General features: G+C 56.7%; 10 protein-coding genes. All 10 read left to right on the top strand.

Translation table 11 applies throughout. The annotated features are described in order from the left end of the window. The first annotated feature begins 77 nt into the window (after positions 1-77). Positions 78-509, top strand: a complete 432-nt coding sequence (gene rplK, locus ACHEXK_RS13340) for a 50S ribosomal protein L11 (RefSeq protein ID WP_100120361.1) — start codon at positions 78-80, stop codon at positions 507-509. Beyond that, complete coding sequence (gene rplA, locus ACHEXK_RS13335) at positions 510-1,205, top strand: 50S ribosomal protein L1 (RefSeq protein ID WP_100120360.1); 696 nt, start codon at positions 510-512, stop codon at positions 1,203-1,205. Between the two features lie 256 nt (positions 1,206-1,461). After that, the gene (gene rplJ / locus ACHEXK_RS13330) at positions 1,462-1,968 is read left to right on the top strand and encodes a 50S ribosomal protein L10 (protein WP_416546798.1); all 507 of its coding nucleotides are present in this window, start codon (positions 1,462-1,464) and stop codon (positions 1,966-1,968) included. 40 nt (positions 1,969-2,008) lie between these two features. Continuing rightward, the gene (gene rplL / locus ACHEXK_RS13325) at positions 2,009-2,383 is read left to right on the top strand and encodes a 50S ribosomal protein L7/L12 (protein ID WP_090140537.1); all 375 of its coding nucleotides are present in this window, start codon (positions 2,009-2,011) and stop codon (positions 2,381-2,383) included. Positions 2,384-2,634: 251 nt separating this feature from the next. Continuing rightward, positions 2,635-6,759: a DNA-directed RNA polymerase subunit beta gene (gene rpoB / locus ACHEXK_RS13320; RefSeq protein ID WP_416546797.1), complete on the top strand. Its 4,125-nt coding sequence runs from the start codon at positions 2,635-2,637 to the stop codon at positions 6,757-6,759. A gap of 23 nt (positions 6,760-6,782) precedes the next feature. After that, on the top strand, positions 6,783-10,997 hold the full coding sequence (gene rpoC, locus ACHEXK_RS13315; RefSeq protein ID WP_322993675.1) for a DNA-directed RNA polymerase subunit beta': 4,215 nt from the start codon (positions 6,783-6,785) through the stop codon (positions 10,995-10,997). Positions 10,998-11,099: 102 nt separating this feature from the next. Beyond that, the gene (locus ACHEXK_RS13310; protein ID WP_416546796.1) at positions 11,100-11,648 is read left to right on the top strand and encodes a hypothetical protein; all 549 of its coding nucleotides are present in this window, start codon (positions 11,100-11,102) and stop codon (positions 11,646-11,648) included. A gap of 20 nt (positions 11,649-11,668) precedes the next feature. Beyond that, positions 11,669-13,024 (top strand): 16S rRNA (cytosine(967)-C(5))-methyltransferase RsmB, encoded by a 1,356-nt coding sequence (gene rsmB / locus ACHEXK_RS13305; protein ID WP_416546795.1) that lies wholly within the window; start codon positions 11,669-11,671, stop codon positions 13,022-13,024. Positions 13,025-13,064: 40 nt separating this feature from the next. Further along, entirely contained in the window at positions 13,065-13,619 is a 555-nt protein-coding gene (locus ACHEXK_RS13300; protein WP_416546794.1) for a DUF4390 domain-containing protein, read from the top strand. Position 13,620: 1 nt separating this feature from the next. Next, the gene (locus ACHEXK_RS13295) at positions 13,621-15,918 is read left to right on the top strand and encodes an ATP-binding protein (protein WP_416546793.1); all 2,298 of its coding nucleotides are present in this window, start codon (positions 13,621-13,623) and stop codon (positions 15,916-15,918) included. Positions 15,919-15,925 lie beyond the last annotated feature (7 nt).

Raw genomic sequence — 15,925 nt, 5'->3', positions numbered from 1 at the left:
CAATATTCCAGAGTCGTTAACCCCGGGGAGCCCAAAACCAATTGGTTTTGAGCGTTAAAACCCGCAAGGAGAAAAGCATGGCGAAAAAAATCGTCGGCTTCATCAAGCTGCAAGTGCCAGCTGGTAAAGCCAATCCATCACCACCTATTGGTCCAGCACTGGGTCAACGTGGTCTGAACATCATGGAATTTTGCAAGGCGTTCAACGCCCAGACCCAAGGCGTCGAGCCGGGTCTGCCATTGCCCGTGGTCATCACTGCGTTTGCAGACAAATCCTTCACCTTCATCATCAAAACACCGCCAGCGGCCACTTTGATCAAGAAGTCACTGAAGCTGGACAAGGCTTCGACCAAGCCAGGTCTGGAAAAAGTGGGCAAGATCACCCGCGCTCAGCTGGAAGAGATTGCCAAAACCAAGATGAAAGACTTGACTGCTGCCGACATGGACGCAGCTGTTCGCACCATCGCTGGTACTGCCCGTTCCATGGGCGTGAATGTGGAGGGCGTGTAAATGTCCAAACTCACTAAAAAACAAAAAGCCCTCGTTGGCAAAGTTGACAGCCTGAAGTTGTACGCTTTGGCCGATGCTTTGACCATGGTCAAAGAGTGCGCGACCGCCAAGTTCGACGAGTCCATTGACGTGGCCGTTCAGTTGGGCATCGATGCGAAGAAATCTGACCAAGTGGTTCGTGGCGCTGTTGTGCTGCCTAACGGAACCGGTAAAACCGCACGCGTGGCCGTGTTCGCTCAAGGCGCCAAAGCTGAAGAAGCGCTGGCTGCTGGCGCAGACGTGGTCGGTATGGACGATTTGGCTGCACGCGTCAAAGCGGGCGACATGCCTTTTGACGTTGTGATTGCTGCTCCAGATGCCATGCGCGTTGTGGGTACATTGGGTCAAATCCTGGGTCCACGTGGCCTGATGCCCAACCCCAAAGTCGGCACCGTAACCCCTGATGTCGCAACAGCTGTGCGCAACGCCAAGGCGGGTCAAGTCCAGTTCCGCGTTGACAAAGCCGGTATCGTGCACGGCACCATCGGTCGTCGCTCATTCGACACCGACAAGTTGCAAGGCAACTTGGCTGCCTTGATCGAAGCTTTGGTGAAAGCCAAGCCAGCCACCAGCAAGGGTGTTTACCTGCGCAAAGTGGCCGTGTCTTCGACCATGGGTGTGGGCGTGCGCGTCGACACGCAATCCATCGCAGCGTGATGGCGAAAAATTTGAGTCGACCTTTGGGGCGACTCAATGTGGTGGGCTGAAACTTGTGTAAACAGGTTTCGGGCCATCCAAGACCGTTGGTGCACACCCGGGTGTGCTTAATCAACAAACAAACAAGTTCACTTGAATGTTTGGGCCAACGCAGATGGCGATCCCGCTGCAGATGGATGAAGATCCTGAACAGTTGGTCGCTGCAAATAGGCGTGTTCTAGGGGTCACCCGAAAAACACATAAAAAGGAGTAGACCTTGAGTCTGAATCGCAGTGAGAAAGAAGCGGTCATTTCCGAAGTGACCGACCTCGCCGGTAAAGCTCAAACGCTTGTGATGGCGGAATACCGTGGCATCACGGTCGCTGACATGACCAACCTGCGCGTCAAAGCTCGCAGCCTCGGCGTTTCGCTGACAGTGTTGAAAAACACTTTGGCTCGCCGTGCTGTGACAGGTACGCAGTTTGAAATTGTCGTTGACCAGATGACCGGTCCGCTGATCTATGGCTTCTCTGAAGATGCAGTGGCTGCCGCCAAGGTGGTGGCCGACTTCGCGAAAACCAATGACAAGTTGGTCATTCGTGCAGGTGCATTCGCAGGCAAAGCTTTGGACGTGAACGGCGTTAAGCAATTGGCAAGCATCCCTTCGAAAGAAGTTTTGTTGGCCCAGTTGTGTGGCTTGTTGATGTCGCCCATGTCGCGTACAGCCGTTGTGCTGGGTGCGTTGGCGGCCAAAAAAGGCGAAGGCGAAGCTGTTGCCGCTTAAGGCCAGCGTTCGTGTTTTAACCAATTGTTAGGAAATAAAAATGGCATTCGATAAAGACGCATTTTTGACCGCGCTGGACAGCATGACGGTCATGGAACTCAACGATCTGGTGAAAGCCATCGAAGAGAAGTTTGGTGTGAGCGCTGCCGCCATGGCCGCTCCTGCTGCTGCTGGTGGCGGTGCTGCTGCTGCTGCTGAAGAGAAGACTGAGTTCAACGTCATGTTGCTCGAAGCCGGCGCCAACAAAGTGTCCGTCATTAAAGCTGTGCGCGAAATCACGGGTCTGGGCTTGAAAGAAGCCAAAGACCTGGTGGACGGCGCTCCCAAAGCGGTCAAAGAAGGTCTGCCAAAGGCTGACGCTGAAGCCGCCAAGAAGAAGCTGGAAGAAGCTGGCGCCAAGGCCGAACTCAAGTAATTCGGTTTTGTTCCAAGGCTGGAGTGCCCGAAAGGGCCTCCAGCCTTTGGTGCTTGAAGAGCACACCGAAAAGCCGCTCATGCTGAGCTGTTTTTCAGTGTCTTCTGACCCGACTGCAGAAGACCCTTGGTTCGGGTTGCGTGCAATGCGCAATCGTCCGCCAAAGCTGGTAGAGGCCAGCCGCCAAGCCCGTTGTGCGAGTCCAAAACTCACACAGCATACAGTTCTGAAAGATCAAGCCCGGAGATCTCATGGCCTATTCATACACCGAACGCAAGCGAATCCGCAAAAGTTTCGGCAGCCGCGAAAGCGTGCTCGAAGTTCCTTACCTGTTGCAAATGCAAAAAGACGCTTACACGTCCTTCTTGCAAGCAGGTGTTGTTTCATCCAAACGTACGCACGAGGGCTTGCAAGCCGCATTTGAGTCGGCATTCCCGATCGTGTCGCACAATGGTTTTGTGGAGATGAAATTTGTCGAGTACAACCTCGCCAAACCTGCGTTTGATGTGCGCGAATGCCAGACCCGTGGTCTGACCTTCTCCTCGGCTGTGCGCGCGCGCGTTCAGCTCATCATTTACGACCGTGATTCGTCGACTTCACAAAATAAAGTGGTCAAGGAAGTCAAAGAGCAAGAGGTTTACATGGGCGAAGTGCCCCTGATGACCGATAAAGGCTCTTTCATCATCAATGGCACAGAGCGCGTGATCGTGTCTCAGTTGCACCGCTCTCCTGGTGTGTTTTTTGAACACGACAAAGGCAAGACCCACAGCTCGGGCAAATTGCTGTTTTCCGCGCGCATCATCCCTTACCGTGGTTCGTGGCTCGACTTCGAGTTTGACCCGAAGGACATTCTGTATTTCCGCGTTGACCGTCGTCGCAAGATGCCGGTGTCGATTTTGCTCAAGGCCATCGGTTTGAACCCGGAGTCGATCTTGGCGAACTTCTTCGTCAACGACAACTTCCGTCTGATGGACAGCGGTGCACAAATGGAATTTGTGGCCGAGCGTCTGCGCGGCGAAGTGGCGCGTTTTGACATCACCGACAAGTCCGGCAAAGTCGTGGTGGCCAAAGACAAACGCATCACCGTGCGTCACACCCGTGAACTGGAGCAATCGGGCACCACGCACATCAGCGTGCCAGAAGACTATCTGTTGGGTCGCGTGGTCGCACGCAGCATTGTTGAGGCAGACACGGGCGAGATCATTGCCAAGGCCAACGAAGAGTTGACCGAAGCACTGCTGAAAAAGCTGCGCACATCGGGCATCCAGGACCTGCCTTGCATTTACACCAACGAGTTGGATCAAGGTGCGTACATTTCGCAAACTCTGCGCATTGACGAAACCGTTGACGAATTTGCAGCACGCGTGGCCATCTACCGGATGATGCGTCCTGGCGAGCCGCCAACCGAAGACGCCGTTCAAGCCCTGTTCCAGCGCTTGTTCTACAACCCCGACACTTATGATTTGTCACGCGTTGGCCGCATGAAGTTCAACGCCCGAGTGGGGCGCCCTGACTCTACAGGCCCGATGGTGTTGACCAATGAAGACATCTTGGCTGTGGTCAAGATTTTGGTGGACTTGCGCAACGGCAATGGCGAAGTCGATGACATCGACCACTTGGGTAACCGCCGCGTGCGTTGCGTGGGCGAATTGGCTGAAAACCAATACCGTACAGGTTTGGCGCGTATCGAAAAAGCCGTGAAAGAGCGTTTGGGCCAAGCTGAGCAAGAGCCGCTCATGCCGCATGACCTGATCAACTCCAAGCCCATCTCGGCTGCACTCAAAGAGTTTTTCGGCGCATCCCAGCTGTCGCAGTTCATGGACCAGACCAACCCGTTGGCTGAGATCACCCACAAGCGTCGTGTTTCGGCCCTTGGCCCAGGTGGTTTGACCCGCGAACGCGCAGGCTTTGAAGTGCGAGACGTGCACGTGACCCATTACGGTCGCGTTTGCCCTATCGAGACACCTGAAGGTCCAAACATCGGTTTGATCAACTCGCTGGCTTTGTACGCCCGTTTGAACGAGTACGGTTTCATCGAAACCCCGTACCGCCAAGTGATCGACGGCAAAGTCACGATGAACATCGACTACCTGTCGGCCATCGAAGAAGGCAAGTACGTCATTGCCCAGGCCAATGCCGCATTGGACAAAGACGGCAAACTCATCGGTGAATTGGTCTCTGCCCGTGAAAAAGGTGAATCCATTTTGTGTGGTGCCGAGCGCATCCAATACATGGATGTGTCGCCCGCACAGATCGTGTCCGTGGCTGCTTCGCTCGTGCCCTTCTTGGAGCACGATGACGCCAACCGCGCTTTGATGGGTGCCAACATGTCGCGTCAGGCGGTGCCTGTTTTGCGTCCTGAAAAGCCCATGGTCGGTACCGGCATCGAGCGCGTTGCAGCGGTCGACTCGGGCACTGTGGTCACGGCCACTCGCGGCGGTATCGTCGACTACGTGGACGCCACCCGCATCGTGATCCGCGTGAACGACGCTGAAGCCCTGGCTGGCGAAGTGGGTGTGGACATCTATAACCTGATCAAGTACCAGCGTTCCAACCAGAACACCAACATCCACCAGCGCCCCATCGTCAAGCGTGGCGACAAGCTGGCCAAGGGTGACGTGATTGCCGACGGTGCATCGACCGACTTGGGCGAAATCGCCATCGGTCAGAACATGCTGATCGCTTTCATGCCATGGAACGGCTACAACTTCGAAGACTCGATCTTGATCTCTGAGCGTGTCGTGTCGGAAGACCGCTACACCTCGATCCACATCGAAGAACTCGTGGTCATGGCCCGTGACACCAAGCTGGGCGCCGAAGAAATTTCGCGCGACATCCCCAATCTGTCCGAGCAGCAACTGGGCCGTCTGGACGATTCCGGCATCATCTACGTGGGTGCAGAAGTGCAGCCCGGCGACGTCTTGGTGGGCAAGGTCACACCGAAAGGCGAGACCACACTCACGCCAGAAGAAAAACTGTTGCGCGCCATCTTCGGCGAAAAAGCCAGCGATGTGAAAGACACTTCGTTGCGCGTGGATCAAGGCTCGCAAGGCACGGTGATCGATGTGCAGGTCTTCACCCGTGAAGGCATCGTGCGTGACAAGCGTGCCCAGCAGATCATTGACGACGAACTCAAGCGTTTCCGCTTGGATCTGAATGACCAGTTGCGCATTGTGGAGGCCGACGCATTTGACCGTATCGAGAAGTTGCTGGTGGGCCGTGTGGCCAATGGCGGACCTCAAAAGTTGGCCAAAGGCACCAAGCTCGACAAAGCCTACATGGAGTCGGTTGAAAAGTTCCACTGGTTCGACATCCGACCAGCGGAAGACGACGTGGCCATGCAACTGGAGTCCATCAAGAACTCGCTGGAGCAGACCCGCCACAGCTTTGACTTGTCGTTTGAAGAAAAGCGCAAGAAATTGACCCAAGGCGATGAGTTGCCAGCTGGCGTGCTCAAGATGGTCAAGGTCTATTTGGCCGTCAAGCGTCGCCTGCAGCCTGGTGACAAGATGGCTGGTCGCCACGGTAACAAGGGTGTGGTCTCCAAGATCGTTCCCGTTGAAGACATGCCGTATATGGCCGACGGTACACCTGCCGACATCGTGTTGAACCCCTTGGGCGTGCCTTCACGGATGAACGTGGGTCAGGTGCTGGAAGTTCACTTGGGCTGGGCCGGTAAAGGGATCGGTCAGCGCATTGGCAACATGCTGCAAGCCGAAACCCAGCGCATCGAAAAGATTGCGGAACTGCGCAAGCTGTTCGAGCAGTTGTACAACAGCATGGGCCGCAAGGAAGACCTGTCGCAACTGAGCGACGACGAGGTGCTGGCCATGGCCGGCAACCTCAAAGAAGGTTTCCCATTCGCTACACCCGTGTTCGACGGTGCTGCCGAAGAGGAAATCCGCGCGATGCTGCACCTGGCTTACCCAGAAGACCTGGCCAAAGCCAAGGGTCTGACCGCCACACGCACACAAGCCAATTTGTTTGACGGTCGCACAGGCGATGCCTTTGACCGTCCAACCACCATTGGCTACATGCACTTCTTGAAGCTGCACCACTTGGTGGACGACAAGATGCACGCCCGCTCGACCGGTCCTTACAGCTTGGTCACACAGCAGCCGCTGGGTGGTAAGGCGCAGTTCGGTGGTCAGCGTTTCGGTGAGATGGAAGTGTGGGCGCTGGAAGCGTATGGCGCCTCTTACGTTCTGCAAGAAATGCTCACCGTGAAGTCTGACGACGTGCAAGGCCGTACCAAGGTGTACGAGAGCATCGTCAAAGGCGAACACTCCATCGAAGCGGGCATGCCCGAATCGTTCAACGTGCTGGTCAAGGAAATCCGTTCGCTGGGCCTTGACATCGAGCTCGAGCGTTCTTAATTCACAGGCAAAGGATTTAAACCATGAAATCACTACTCGACCTGTTCAAGCAGTTCACGCCCGATGACCATTTCGATGCGATCCGCATCGGTCTGGCATCGCCCGAGAAGATCCGTTCGTGGTCTTTCGGCGAAGTGAAAAAGCCGGAAACCATCAACTACCGCACCTTCAAGCCCGAGCGCGATGGTCTGTTTTGCGCCAAGATTTTTGGCCCCATCAAAGACTACGAATGCTTGTGCGGCAAGTACAAGCGCCTCAAACACCGCGGTGTCATCTGCGAGAAGTGTGGCGTTGAAGTCACACAAACCAAAGTTCGCCGCGAGCGCATGGGTCACATTGACCTGGCCGCACCTTGCGCCCACATCTGGTTCTTGAAGTCCTTGCCATCGCGCTTGGGTTTGGTGCTCGACATGACGCTGCGCGACATCGAACGCGTGCTGTACTTTGAAGCGTATGTCGTGACCGATCCCGGCATGACGCCCCTCAAGAAGTTCGGCATCATGTCCGAAGACGACTATGACGCCAAAGTCAAAGAGTACGGCGATGAATTCACGGCCAAGATGGGCGCTGAAGGCATTCGCGAATTGCTCGAAGGCATTGACATCGAAAGCGAGATCGAGCGCCTGCGTGGTGACTTGACAGGCTCCGAACTCAAAGTCAAGAAGAACTCCAAGCGCCTCAAAGTGCTGGAAGCCTTCAAGAAGTCGGGCATCAAGCCCGGTTGGATGGTGCTCGAAGTGCTGCCCGTGTTGCCACCGGACTTGCGTCCATTGGTGCCACTGGACGGTGGCCGCTTTGCGACCTCCGACCTGAACGACTTGTACCGCCGCGTGATCAACCGCAACAGCCGTCTGCGCCGTTTGCTGGAATTGAAAGCGCCCGAAATCATTGCGCGCAACGAAAAGCGCATGCTGCAAGAAGCCGTGGACAGCTTGCTGGACAATGGCCGCCGCGGCAAGGCCATGACCGGCGCCAACAAGCGTGCGCTCAAGTCTTTGGCCGACATGATCAAAGGCAAGAGCGGTCGTTTCCGCCAGAACTTGCTGGGCAAGCGCGTCGACTACTCGGGTCGTTCCGTCATCACCGTGGGCCCAACCCTCAAGCTGCACCAGTGCGGTTTGCCCAAGTTGATGGCCATCGAGTTGTTCAAGCCCTTCATCTTTGCGCGTCTCGAAGCCATGGGCATCGCGACCACCATCAAGGCCGCCAAGAAAGAAGTCGAAGCCGGCACCCCTGTGGTGTGGGACATCCTGGAAGAGGTCATCAAAGAGCACCCCGTGATGCTCAACCGTGCGCCTACGCTGCACCGTTTGGGCATTCAGGCTTTTGAGCCCTTGCTGATCGAAGGCAAAGCCATTCAGTTGCACCCCCTCGTTTGCGCGGCCTTCAACGCCGACTTCGACGGTGACCAGATGGCCGTTCACGTGCCTTTGTCGGTGGAAGCGCAGATGGAAGCCCGCACCTTGATGCTGGCCTCGAACAACATCTTGTTCCCCGCATCTGGCGAGCCATCGATTGTGCCGTCGCAAGACGTGGTGCTGGGTTTGTATTACGCGACCCGCGACCGCATCAACGCCAAAGGCGAAGGCCTGATCTTCTCCGACATCGGTGAAGTGCAGCGCGCCCTGGACGCCAACGCTGTCGAGTTGACCGCCAAGATCAACGTGCGCATGACCGAGTGGACCAAAGACAAAGCGACGGGTGAATTCACCTCGTCCGTGTCCATGGTAGAAACCACAGTGGGCCGCGCCTTGCTGTCGGAAATCCTGCCCAAGGGCCTGCCCTTCAGCAACCTGAACAAGGCGCTGAAGAAGAAGGAAATCTCCAAGCTGATCAACACGTCTTTCCGCAAGTGCGGCTTGAAAGAGACCGTGGTGTTCGCCGACAAGCTCTTGCAAAACGGTTTCCGCTTGGCCACACGCGCCGGCATTTCGATCGGTATCGATGACATGTTGGTGCCGCCAGAGAAGCCCGCCATCATTGAAGCTGCAGAAAAAGAAGTCAAAGACATCGAGCAGCAATACGTCTCCGGTTTGGTGACCGCTGGCGAGCGCTACAACAAGGTGGTGGACATCTGGGGCAAAGCGGGTGACGTGGTCTCCAAGGTGATGATGGACCAACTCCGCAAAGAAAAGACCATCGACCGCCATGGCAATGAAGTCGATCAAGAATCGTTCAACTCGATTTACATGATGGCCGACTCCGGTGCCCGTGGTTCCGCGGCGCAGATTCGCCAGTTGGCGGGTATGCGGGGTCTGATGGCCAAGCCTGACGGCTCCATCATCGAGACCCCCATCACGGCCAACTTCCGCGAAGGTCTGAACGTGTTGCAGTACTTCATCTCGACACACGGTGCACGTAAAGGCTTGGCCGACACGGCTTTGAAGACCGCCAACTCGGGTTACCTGACCCGTCGTTTGGTGGACGTTACCCAAGACTTGGTCGTGACCGAGCTCGATTGCGGCACTTCTGACGGTTCGCTGATGCGCGCCATCGTTGAAGGCGGTGAAGTCATCGAGTCATTGCGTGACCGTATCTTGGGCCGCACTGTGGCAGAAGATGTGTTGCACCCAGAAAACCGCGCTGTTTTGGCCGAAGCGGGTGTGATGCTCGACGAAGACCTCATTGAGGAACTGGAAATCGCCGGTGTGGACGAAGTCAAAGTGCGCACAGCACTGACTTGCGAAACACGCTTTGGCTTGTGTGCCAAGTGCTACGGCCGCGATTTGGGCCGTGGTGGCCTGGTCAACAACGGTGAAGCTGTCGGTGTGATCGCTGCCCAGTCCATCGGTGAACCCGGTACTCAGCTGACCATGCGCACCTTCCACATTGGCGGTGCGGCTTCGCGTGCGGCGGTGGCCTCCAGCGTGGAAGCCAAGTCCAACGGCACCATCGGCTTCAATGCCACGATGCGCTATGTGACCAACACCAAAGGTGAGTTGGTGGTCATTTCCCGTTCAGGCGAAATTGTCATCACCGAACACGGCCGTGAGCGTGAGCGCCACAAAGTGCCTTACGGTGCCATCTTGTCGATCAAAGCCGACCAGACCATCAAGGCCGGCACTATTCTTGCCAATTGGGATCCATTGACTCGCCCGATCATCACGGAATTTGCCGGTCAGGTGAAGTTCGAGAACGTCGAAGAAGGCTTGACCGTGGCCAAGCAGCTCGACGAAGTGACCGGTTTGTCCACCTTGGTGGTCATTGACCCCAAGCGCCGTGGTGCGGCCAAGGTCATCCGTCCACAGGTGAAGTTGATCGACGCCGCTGGCAAAGAAGTCAAGATCCCCGGCACCGACCATTCGGTGACGATTGGCTTCCAGATCGGCTCGCTGATCCAGGTGCGCGACGGCATGGATGTGGGCCCAGGTGAAGTGCTGGCCCGTATCCCGGTCGAAGGTCAAAAGACCCGAGACATCACTGGCGGTTTGCCCCGTGTGGCCGAATTGTTCGAAGCCCGTACGCCCAAAGACAAAGGCATGCTCGCTGAGATCACCGGTACCGTGTCGTTTGGTAAAGAGACCAAAGGCAAAGTCCGTTTGCAGATCACCGATCCAGAAGGCAAGGTCTGGGATGAACTGATCCCCAAAGAGAAGAACATCTTGGTGCACGAAGGCCAAGTGGTCAACAAGGGCGAAAGCATTGTGGACGGCCCAGCCGACCCACAAGACATCTTGCGCTTGTTGGGCATTGAAGAGCTGGCCCGTTACATCGTGGACGAAGTGCAGGACGTTTACCGCTTGCAAGGCGTGAAGATCAACGACAAGCACATCGAAGTGATTGTTCGTCAGATGTTGCGCCGTGTGGTGGTCGAGAACATTGGTGAGTCCACCTACATCTCGGGTGAGCAAGTCGAACGTTCCGAAATGCTCAACACCAACGATGCACTGCAAGCCGAAGGCAAGATCCCCGCGACATTCAGCAACTTGTTGCTGGGTATCACCAAGGCTTCTTTGTCGACCGACTCGTTCATCTCGGCCGCTTCCTTCCAAGAAACGACCCGTGTGTTGACCGAAGCGGCCATCATGGGCAAGCGCGACGAACTGCGCGGCTTGAAGGAAAACGTCATCGTGGGTCGTTTGATCCCTGCCGGTACAGGTTTGGCTTATCACAAAGCCCGTGCTGTCAAGGACGCCATGGACGATGCCGAACGCAAAGCCATTGCCGATGCAGAAGCGGCGGACTTGGCTGGCGAGTCGACGGAAGACACCGTCACCGATGCCGGCGAAGCCGTCTGAGTGATGCGTTCACCCCTCATCCGGTGAACGATGTGAACAGCCCCTGCACCGTTTCGCGGTCAGGGGCTGTTTTTATGGTGAAGGCTCAACTAGGGTGCAAGCATGGAAGCGGTGATCTTTGGCGTGCTGATGGCGATGGCCTTGTTTTGGGCGGTCGGCGCACACAACCGTCTGGTGCGATTGCGCGCCGAAGTGGTTCGCCAATGGGGCAGTGTCGATGCCGTTTGGTTGCGATTGCTGGTTCGGCTGCAAGGCGGCATTGCGGCACGCCAATCCTTGGTCGTTGCGGTGGAGGGTGGCGAGGGAGAGCTGCATACACTGCAAGTGGCTTGTGATGAGTTGATGGAAGCCTTGCTTCAGGCGCGTTTGCAGCCCCTCGCGGTTGAGGGGCAAAAGCAAGTGTTGGCACTTCACCAAAAGGTGGTGCTTGAAATTCGTGCTTTGTTACTCAAAGACAATGAGGCGATCAAACCCGATTTGGAAATTGCATTGAAAAGGATGCGACAAACATTGCCTGCTGCGCTGATTCCTTACCACGTGGCGGTGGCTGCCTACAACGACGCTCTGGCCATGCAACCGGCAGGGTGGCTGGCCAAGCGATTGCGCCTCCAACCAGCCACCAGAATGGATTTGTCGGTGGGCGTAGGCTGATGCCTGAATGAAGTTCAACGATGCAACAAAACACCCCCATTCACGCACCCCTATCGCCGTCACAATCAGCGCCGCTTTGGCGGTTGTTGCAAGCGACTGCGGCCGCCGTGCAAGCGACACGGCAAGGGCGCTCTCTCACAGCGCAACTCGAGAGTGTTCCCGCCGAACTGAGACCCGGCGTGCAAGCCTTGAGTTTTCAGGTGCTCCGACAATTGGGGCGCGCGATGGCGTTGAGGCAACTCTTGGCCAACAAAACACCACCGCCTGCCGTCGATGCCTTGCTCTGCAGTGCCTTGGCCTTGTGTTGGAACGATGCCGAAGCGTTTTACCCCATCCACACCTTGGTCAATCAAACGGTGGAAGCGGCACGGCAGCAACGTGCCACGCAAGCGCAAAGTGGGTTTGTCAACGCTTGTTTGAGGCGTTTCATGCGCGAGCGCGAGGTCTTGGTGCAGCGCACAGACGATGACGATCAGGCGCAATGGAACCATCCAGCATGGTGGGTGGAGCGCTTGAAGGCGGATCACCCCGCGCATTGGCAGACGCTGCTGACCCAGGCCCAAAAGCCGGCCCCCTTGACGCTTCGGATCAACACACGGCATCAGACTGTGGCAGGGTACCAAGAGCAACTCCATGCCTTGGGGGTGTCATCCCAGGCTGTGGGGGGGCAAGGGCTACAACTGTCTAAAGCCATGCCTGTTCATCTTCTTCCCGGGTTTTCTGATGGCCATGTGTCGGTGCAAGACGCCGCTGCACAGTTGGCCGCCCCCTTGTTGATGCAGGACATGGAGGCCACGGGCGCGTGGCGGGTTTTGGACGCGTGCGCTGCACCGGGTGGCAAAACCGGGCATTTGTTGGAGCTGTTCCCCAACGCCCAAGTCACGGCCCTGGATGTCGATGCCTCGCGCTGCGAGCGCATTCATCAAAACCTTGACCGCTTGGGTGTCCACGGGCAGGTGTTGGCCGCAGATGCAGGCCAGCCTTCGACTTGGTGGACTGGCCAACTTTTCGATGCGATTTTGTTGGACGCACCTTGCACGGCATCGGGCATCGTGCGCAGGCACCCGGATGTGCGTTGGTTGCGCCGACCGACCGACAGCGCTCAGTTGGCCAAAACGCAAGCCGCCTTGCTCAAGGCACTGTGGCCTTTGCTCAAACCTGGTGGCCGAATGTTGTATTGCACCTGCTCCGTTTTCAAGACCGAAGGCGATGAAACCGTGCAAGCGTTTCTTCAGCGCAACACACAAGCCCAATTACGGCCTTCTCCGGGGCATTTGATACCCGGTCAGCCCCCAGCAGGCGTGCCGGTCGTTCACAATCCCTTGGGTGAACACGATGGGTTTTATTACGCACTGCTGGAAAAACGCCAAGGTTGAGCTCTGGCGGTGGGGTGGCTGGGTCCTGGGGGCCTGGCTCTTGCTTGCGTCTTCAAGTGGCGCGCAAACTTCGCTGGCAGAACTGACGGAGTTGCGCACCGAGCGCCGTGATGCCGCGCTTTATTTGACTGCTCAGATCCAGCTGGAGTTGGCGCCAGCCGTTGAAGATGCCTTGATCAAAGGGTTGGCGGTTCATTTTGTGGCCGAGGCCGAGCTGATGCGCGACCGCTGGTACTGGTATGACCGCAAAGTGGGGGCGGTCAGTCGTTACTACCGATTGGCTTTCCAACCGCTGACGCGCCGTTGGCGGCTGAATGTTTCCAATGAGCCCATTTCGGGTGCCGGGCTCGCTGGGAGTATCTCGCAGAGTTTTGACAAGTTGTCGGATGCTTTGGCCGTGATCAGGCGTCAGTCAGGCCTGAAAATTGCCGACATGTCTGATCTGACGCCGGATGCTCGCCAATACATCGCTTACCGATTTTGGTTGGATATCTCCCAACTGCCCCGCCCATTTCAGATTGCCGCCGGCAATCAGGCCGAATGGTCCTTGAGTGTGGCCAAGCAAATGCGGCTGAGCGCTGATTTGGTTCGTTGACATGCGCAGATTCAACAAGCGCTCAGAAAAACAGGCCAAGGCAGCTTCTCGCACCAATCGTTGGTTGTTGGTCTTGGGCACATCGGCCATGGCGGTGATTGGCTTGGGACTGATCGTGTTGATGACGCAGGCCACGGGCAACCGCGAAAGCTACAACCAAAATTATGAATGGCTGACCCTCATCAACGCCATCGTGGCCAGTGGCTTGTTGGCCACGATCGTGTGGGGTGCGGCACGGCTGCTGCTCAGACTCCAGCGTGGGCAATTTGGTGCGCGTTTGCTGGTGAAGTTGGCGGCCATTTTTGCTTTGGTCGGCGTGGTGCCAGGCTTGCTGATTTATGTGGTGTCGTACCAATTTGTCTCTCGCTCGATTGAGAGTTGGTTCGATGTCAAGGTCGAGACGGCATTGGTGGCTGGACTGAATCTGGGGCGGGCCACTTTGGACACCTTGAGCTCAGACCTGTCCAAGCAAGCCCGTGTGGCCGCCACACAGTTGAGCGGCGTGCCTGACGTGAGTGCAGGCATTGCTTTGGAAAAAATGAGAGAGCAACTCGGTGTCACGGATGCTGTGTTGTGGGCCACCAGCGGCCGCATGGTGGCCAGCGCAGGACAGTCGAGGTTCCAGATCCGTCCTGAGCGTCCACCCACCCAGCAAATCAAAGAGGCGCGGCAAAAAGGACGTGTGGAGTGGGTCGAAGGGTTTGACGAGAACACACCTGGTGTGGACATGGGACGCATCAAAGTATTGGTCTTGTTGCCCCAAGCTGGTCTTTCTTTTGAAGAGGACCGTCGCTTGCTGCAGCTGACACAAGAGCTCCCTCCCACCTTGGTCAACAACGCCTTGGAGGTGCAGGCAGCTTATCGCGAGTACCAGGAAAGAGCGTTGGCTCGAGATGGCTTGCGCCGCATGTACATCGGGACCTTGACCCTCAGCCTTTTCCTCGCTGTGTTGGGCGCCATTTTGTTGGCTGTGGTCCTCGGTAACCAACTGGCACGCCCTTTGTTGTTGTTGGCTTTGGGCATGCGTCAAGTGGCTTCGGGTGACTTGACGCCCAAGCTCGCCTTGCAGGGTAAAGATGAATTGGGTGGTTTGACCCGATCATTTGCGGACATGACGCAACAGCTGTTGGATGCCCGTACCCATGTGCAACGCAGTTTGGTTGAACTTGACACTGCGCGCGGCAACTTGCAGACCATCTTGGACAATTTGACTGCAGGGGTCATGGTGCTCGATGCGCACGGCGTGATCCAGTCGACCAATCCGGGTGCCACACGCATTTTGCGTGTGCCCGTGGCTGCGCATCAAGGGCTACCCCTGCTCAGTTTGCCGAACTTGGCGACTTTTGCCCGAGATGTGGCCGAGCAGTTTGCCGTGCTGCGCCTGGACAAGGACGCCCATGAGCTGGATCACTGGCAAAAGTCTTTCGAAATCCATGCCACCGGTCAAGGATTGACAGAAACAGCGGTGACCTTGTTGGCCCGAGGGGCCCTGCTGCCTGACGGCATGCGCCTGTTGGTGTTTGACGACATCTCTGAAATTGTTTCGGCCGAGCGAGCCCAAGCTTGGGGTGAGGTGGCCAGGCGCTTGGCCCATGAGATCAAAAATCCCTTGACACCCATTCAATTGTCGGCAGAGCGGCTGCAACGCAAACTCATCGGAAAACTCGATGCGCAAGACGACGCCGTGCTTCAAAAATCAGTCAAAACCATCGTAGACCAAGTGGATGCCATGAAACGCCTGGTCAATGAATTCCGTGACTATGCGCGCCTGCCATCTGCAGAATTGCAGCCCGTACAACTCAATGACCTGATTTCCGATTTGATGGTCTTGTATGCCAATGAGCCGACCGATCAGGTGCACCGTGCAGTGGTCATCACTGAGCTTGATCCTGCGTGCCCGCCGATCATGGGGGATGCCCAGCAACTCAGACAGGTCATTCACAACTTGCTGCAAAACGCACAGGACGCCTGCGAGGTCAAAGGCCTGGTGCCGCATAACGCACGTGTGGGTTTGCGCACAGAGTGGCAAGCTGATCGTCGCCGGGTTCGTTTGACCGTGACGGATTCAGGTCCTGGTTTTGAGCCCAATATCCTCAAGCGAGCCTTCGAGCCCTACGTCACGACCAAGGCCAAAGGGACGGGTCTGGGCTTGGCGGTGGTCAAGAAAATCGCCGATGACCATGCGGCCAAAGTTGAGTTGGGGAATGCGCTGCGCGATGGCGAAATTCAAGGGGCCCAAGTCTCGTTATCATTCGCCTTGGATCCCACGATATCCCGTGCACATCCACCTATTTATTGAACAGAGA

Source organism: Limnohabitans sp. DCL3 (assembly GCF_048019295.1).
GTDB lineage: Bacteria > Pseudomonadota > Gammaproteobacteria > Burkholderiales > Burkholderiaceae_C > Limnohabitans_A.
This window is presented reverse-complemented; position numbering and strand designations above follow the sequence as displayed.

What these genes read in the sequence shown, in the direction of transcription:
- rplK (WP_100120361.1), top strand. Translation starts at nt 78, where the DNA reads ATGGCGAAAAAAATCGTCGGCTTCATCAAGCTGCAAGTGCCAGCTGGT.
- rplA (WP_100120360.1), top strand. Translation starts at nt 510, where the DNA reads ATGTCCAAACTCACTAAAAAACAAAAAGCCCTCGTTGGCAAAGTTGAC.
- rplL (WP_090140537.1), top strand. Translation starts at nt 2,009, where the DNA reads ATGGCATTCGATAAAGACGCATTTTTGACCGCGCTGGACAGCATGACG.
- rpoB (WP_416546797.1), top strand. Translation starts at nt 2,635, where the DNA reads ATGGCCTATTCATACACCGAACGCAAGCGAATCCGCAAAAGTTTCGGC.
- rpoC (WP_322993675.1), top strand. Translation starts at nt 6,783, where the DNA reads ATGAAATCACTACTCGACCTGTTCAAGCAGTTCACGCCCGATGACCAT.
- ACHEXK_RS13310 (WP_416546796.1), top strand. Translation starts at nt 11,100, where the DNA reads ATGGAAGCGGTGATCTTTGGCGTGCTGATGGCGATGGCCTTGTTTTGG.
- rsmB (WP_416546795.1), top strand. Translation starts at nt 11,669, where the DNA reads ATGCAACAAAACACCCCCATTCACGCACCCCTATCGCCGTCACAATCA.
- ACHEXK_RS13295 (WP_416546793.1), top strand. Translation starts at nt 13,621, where the DNA reads ATGCGCAGATTCAACAAGCGCTCAGAAAAACAGGCCAAGGCAGCTTCT.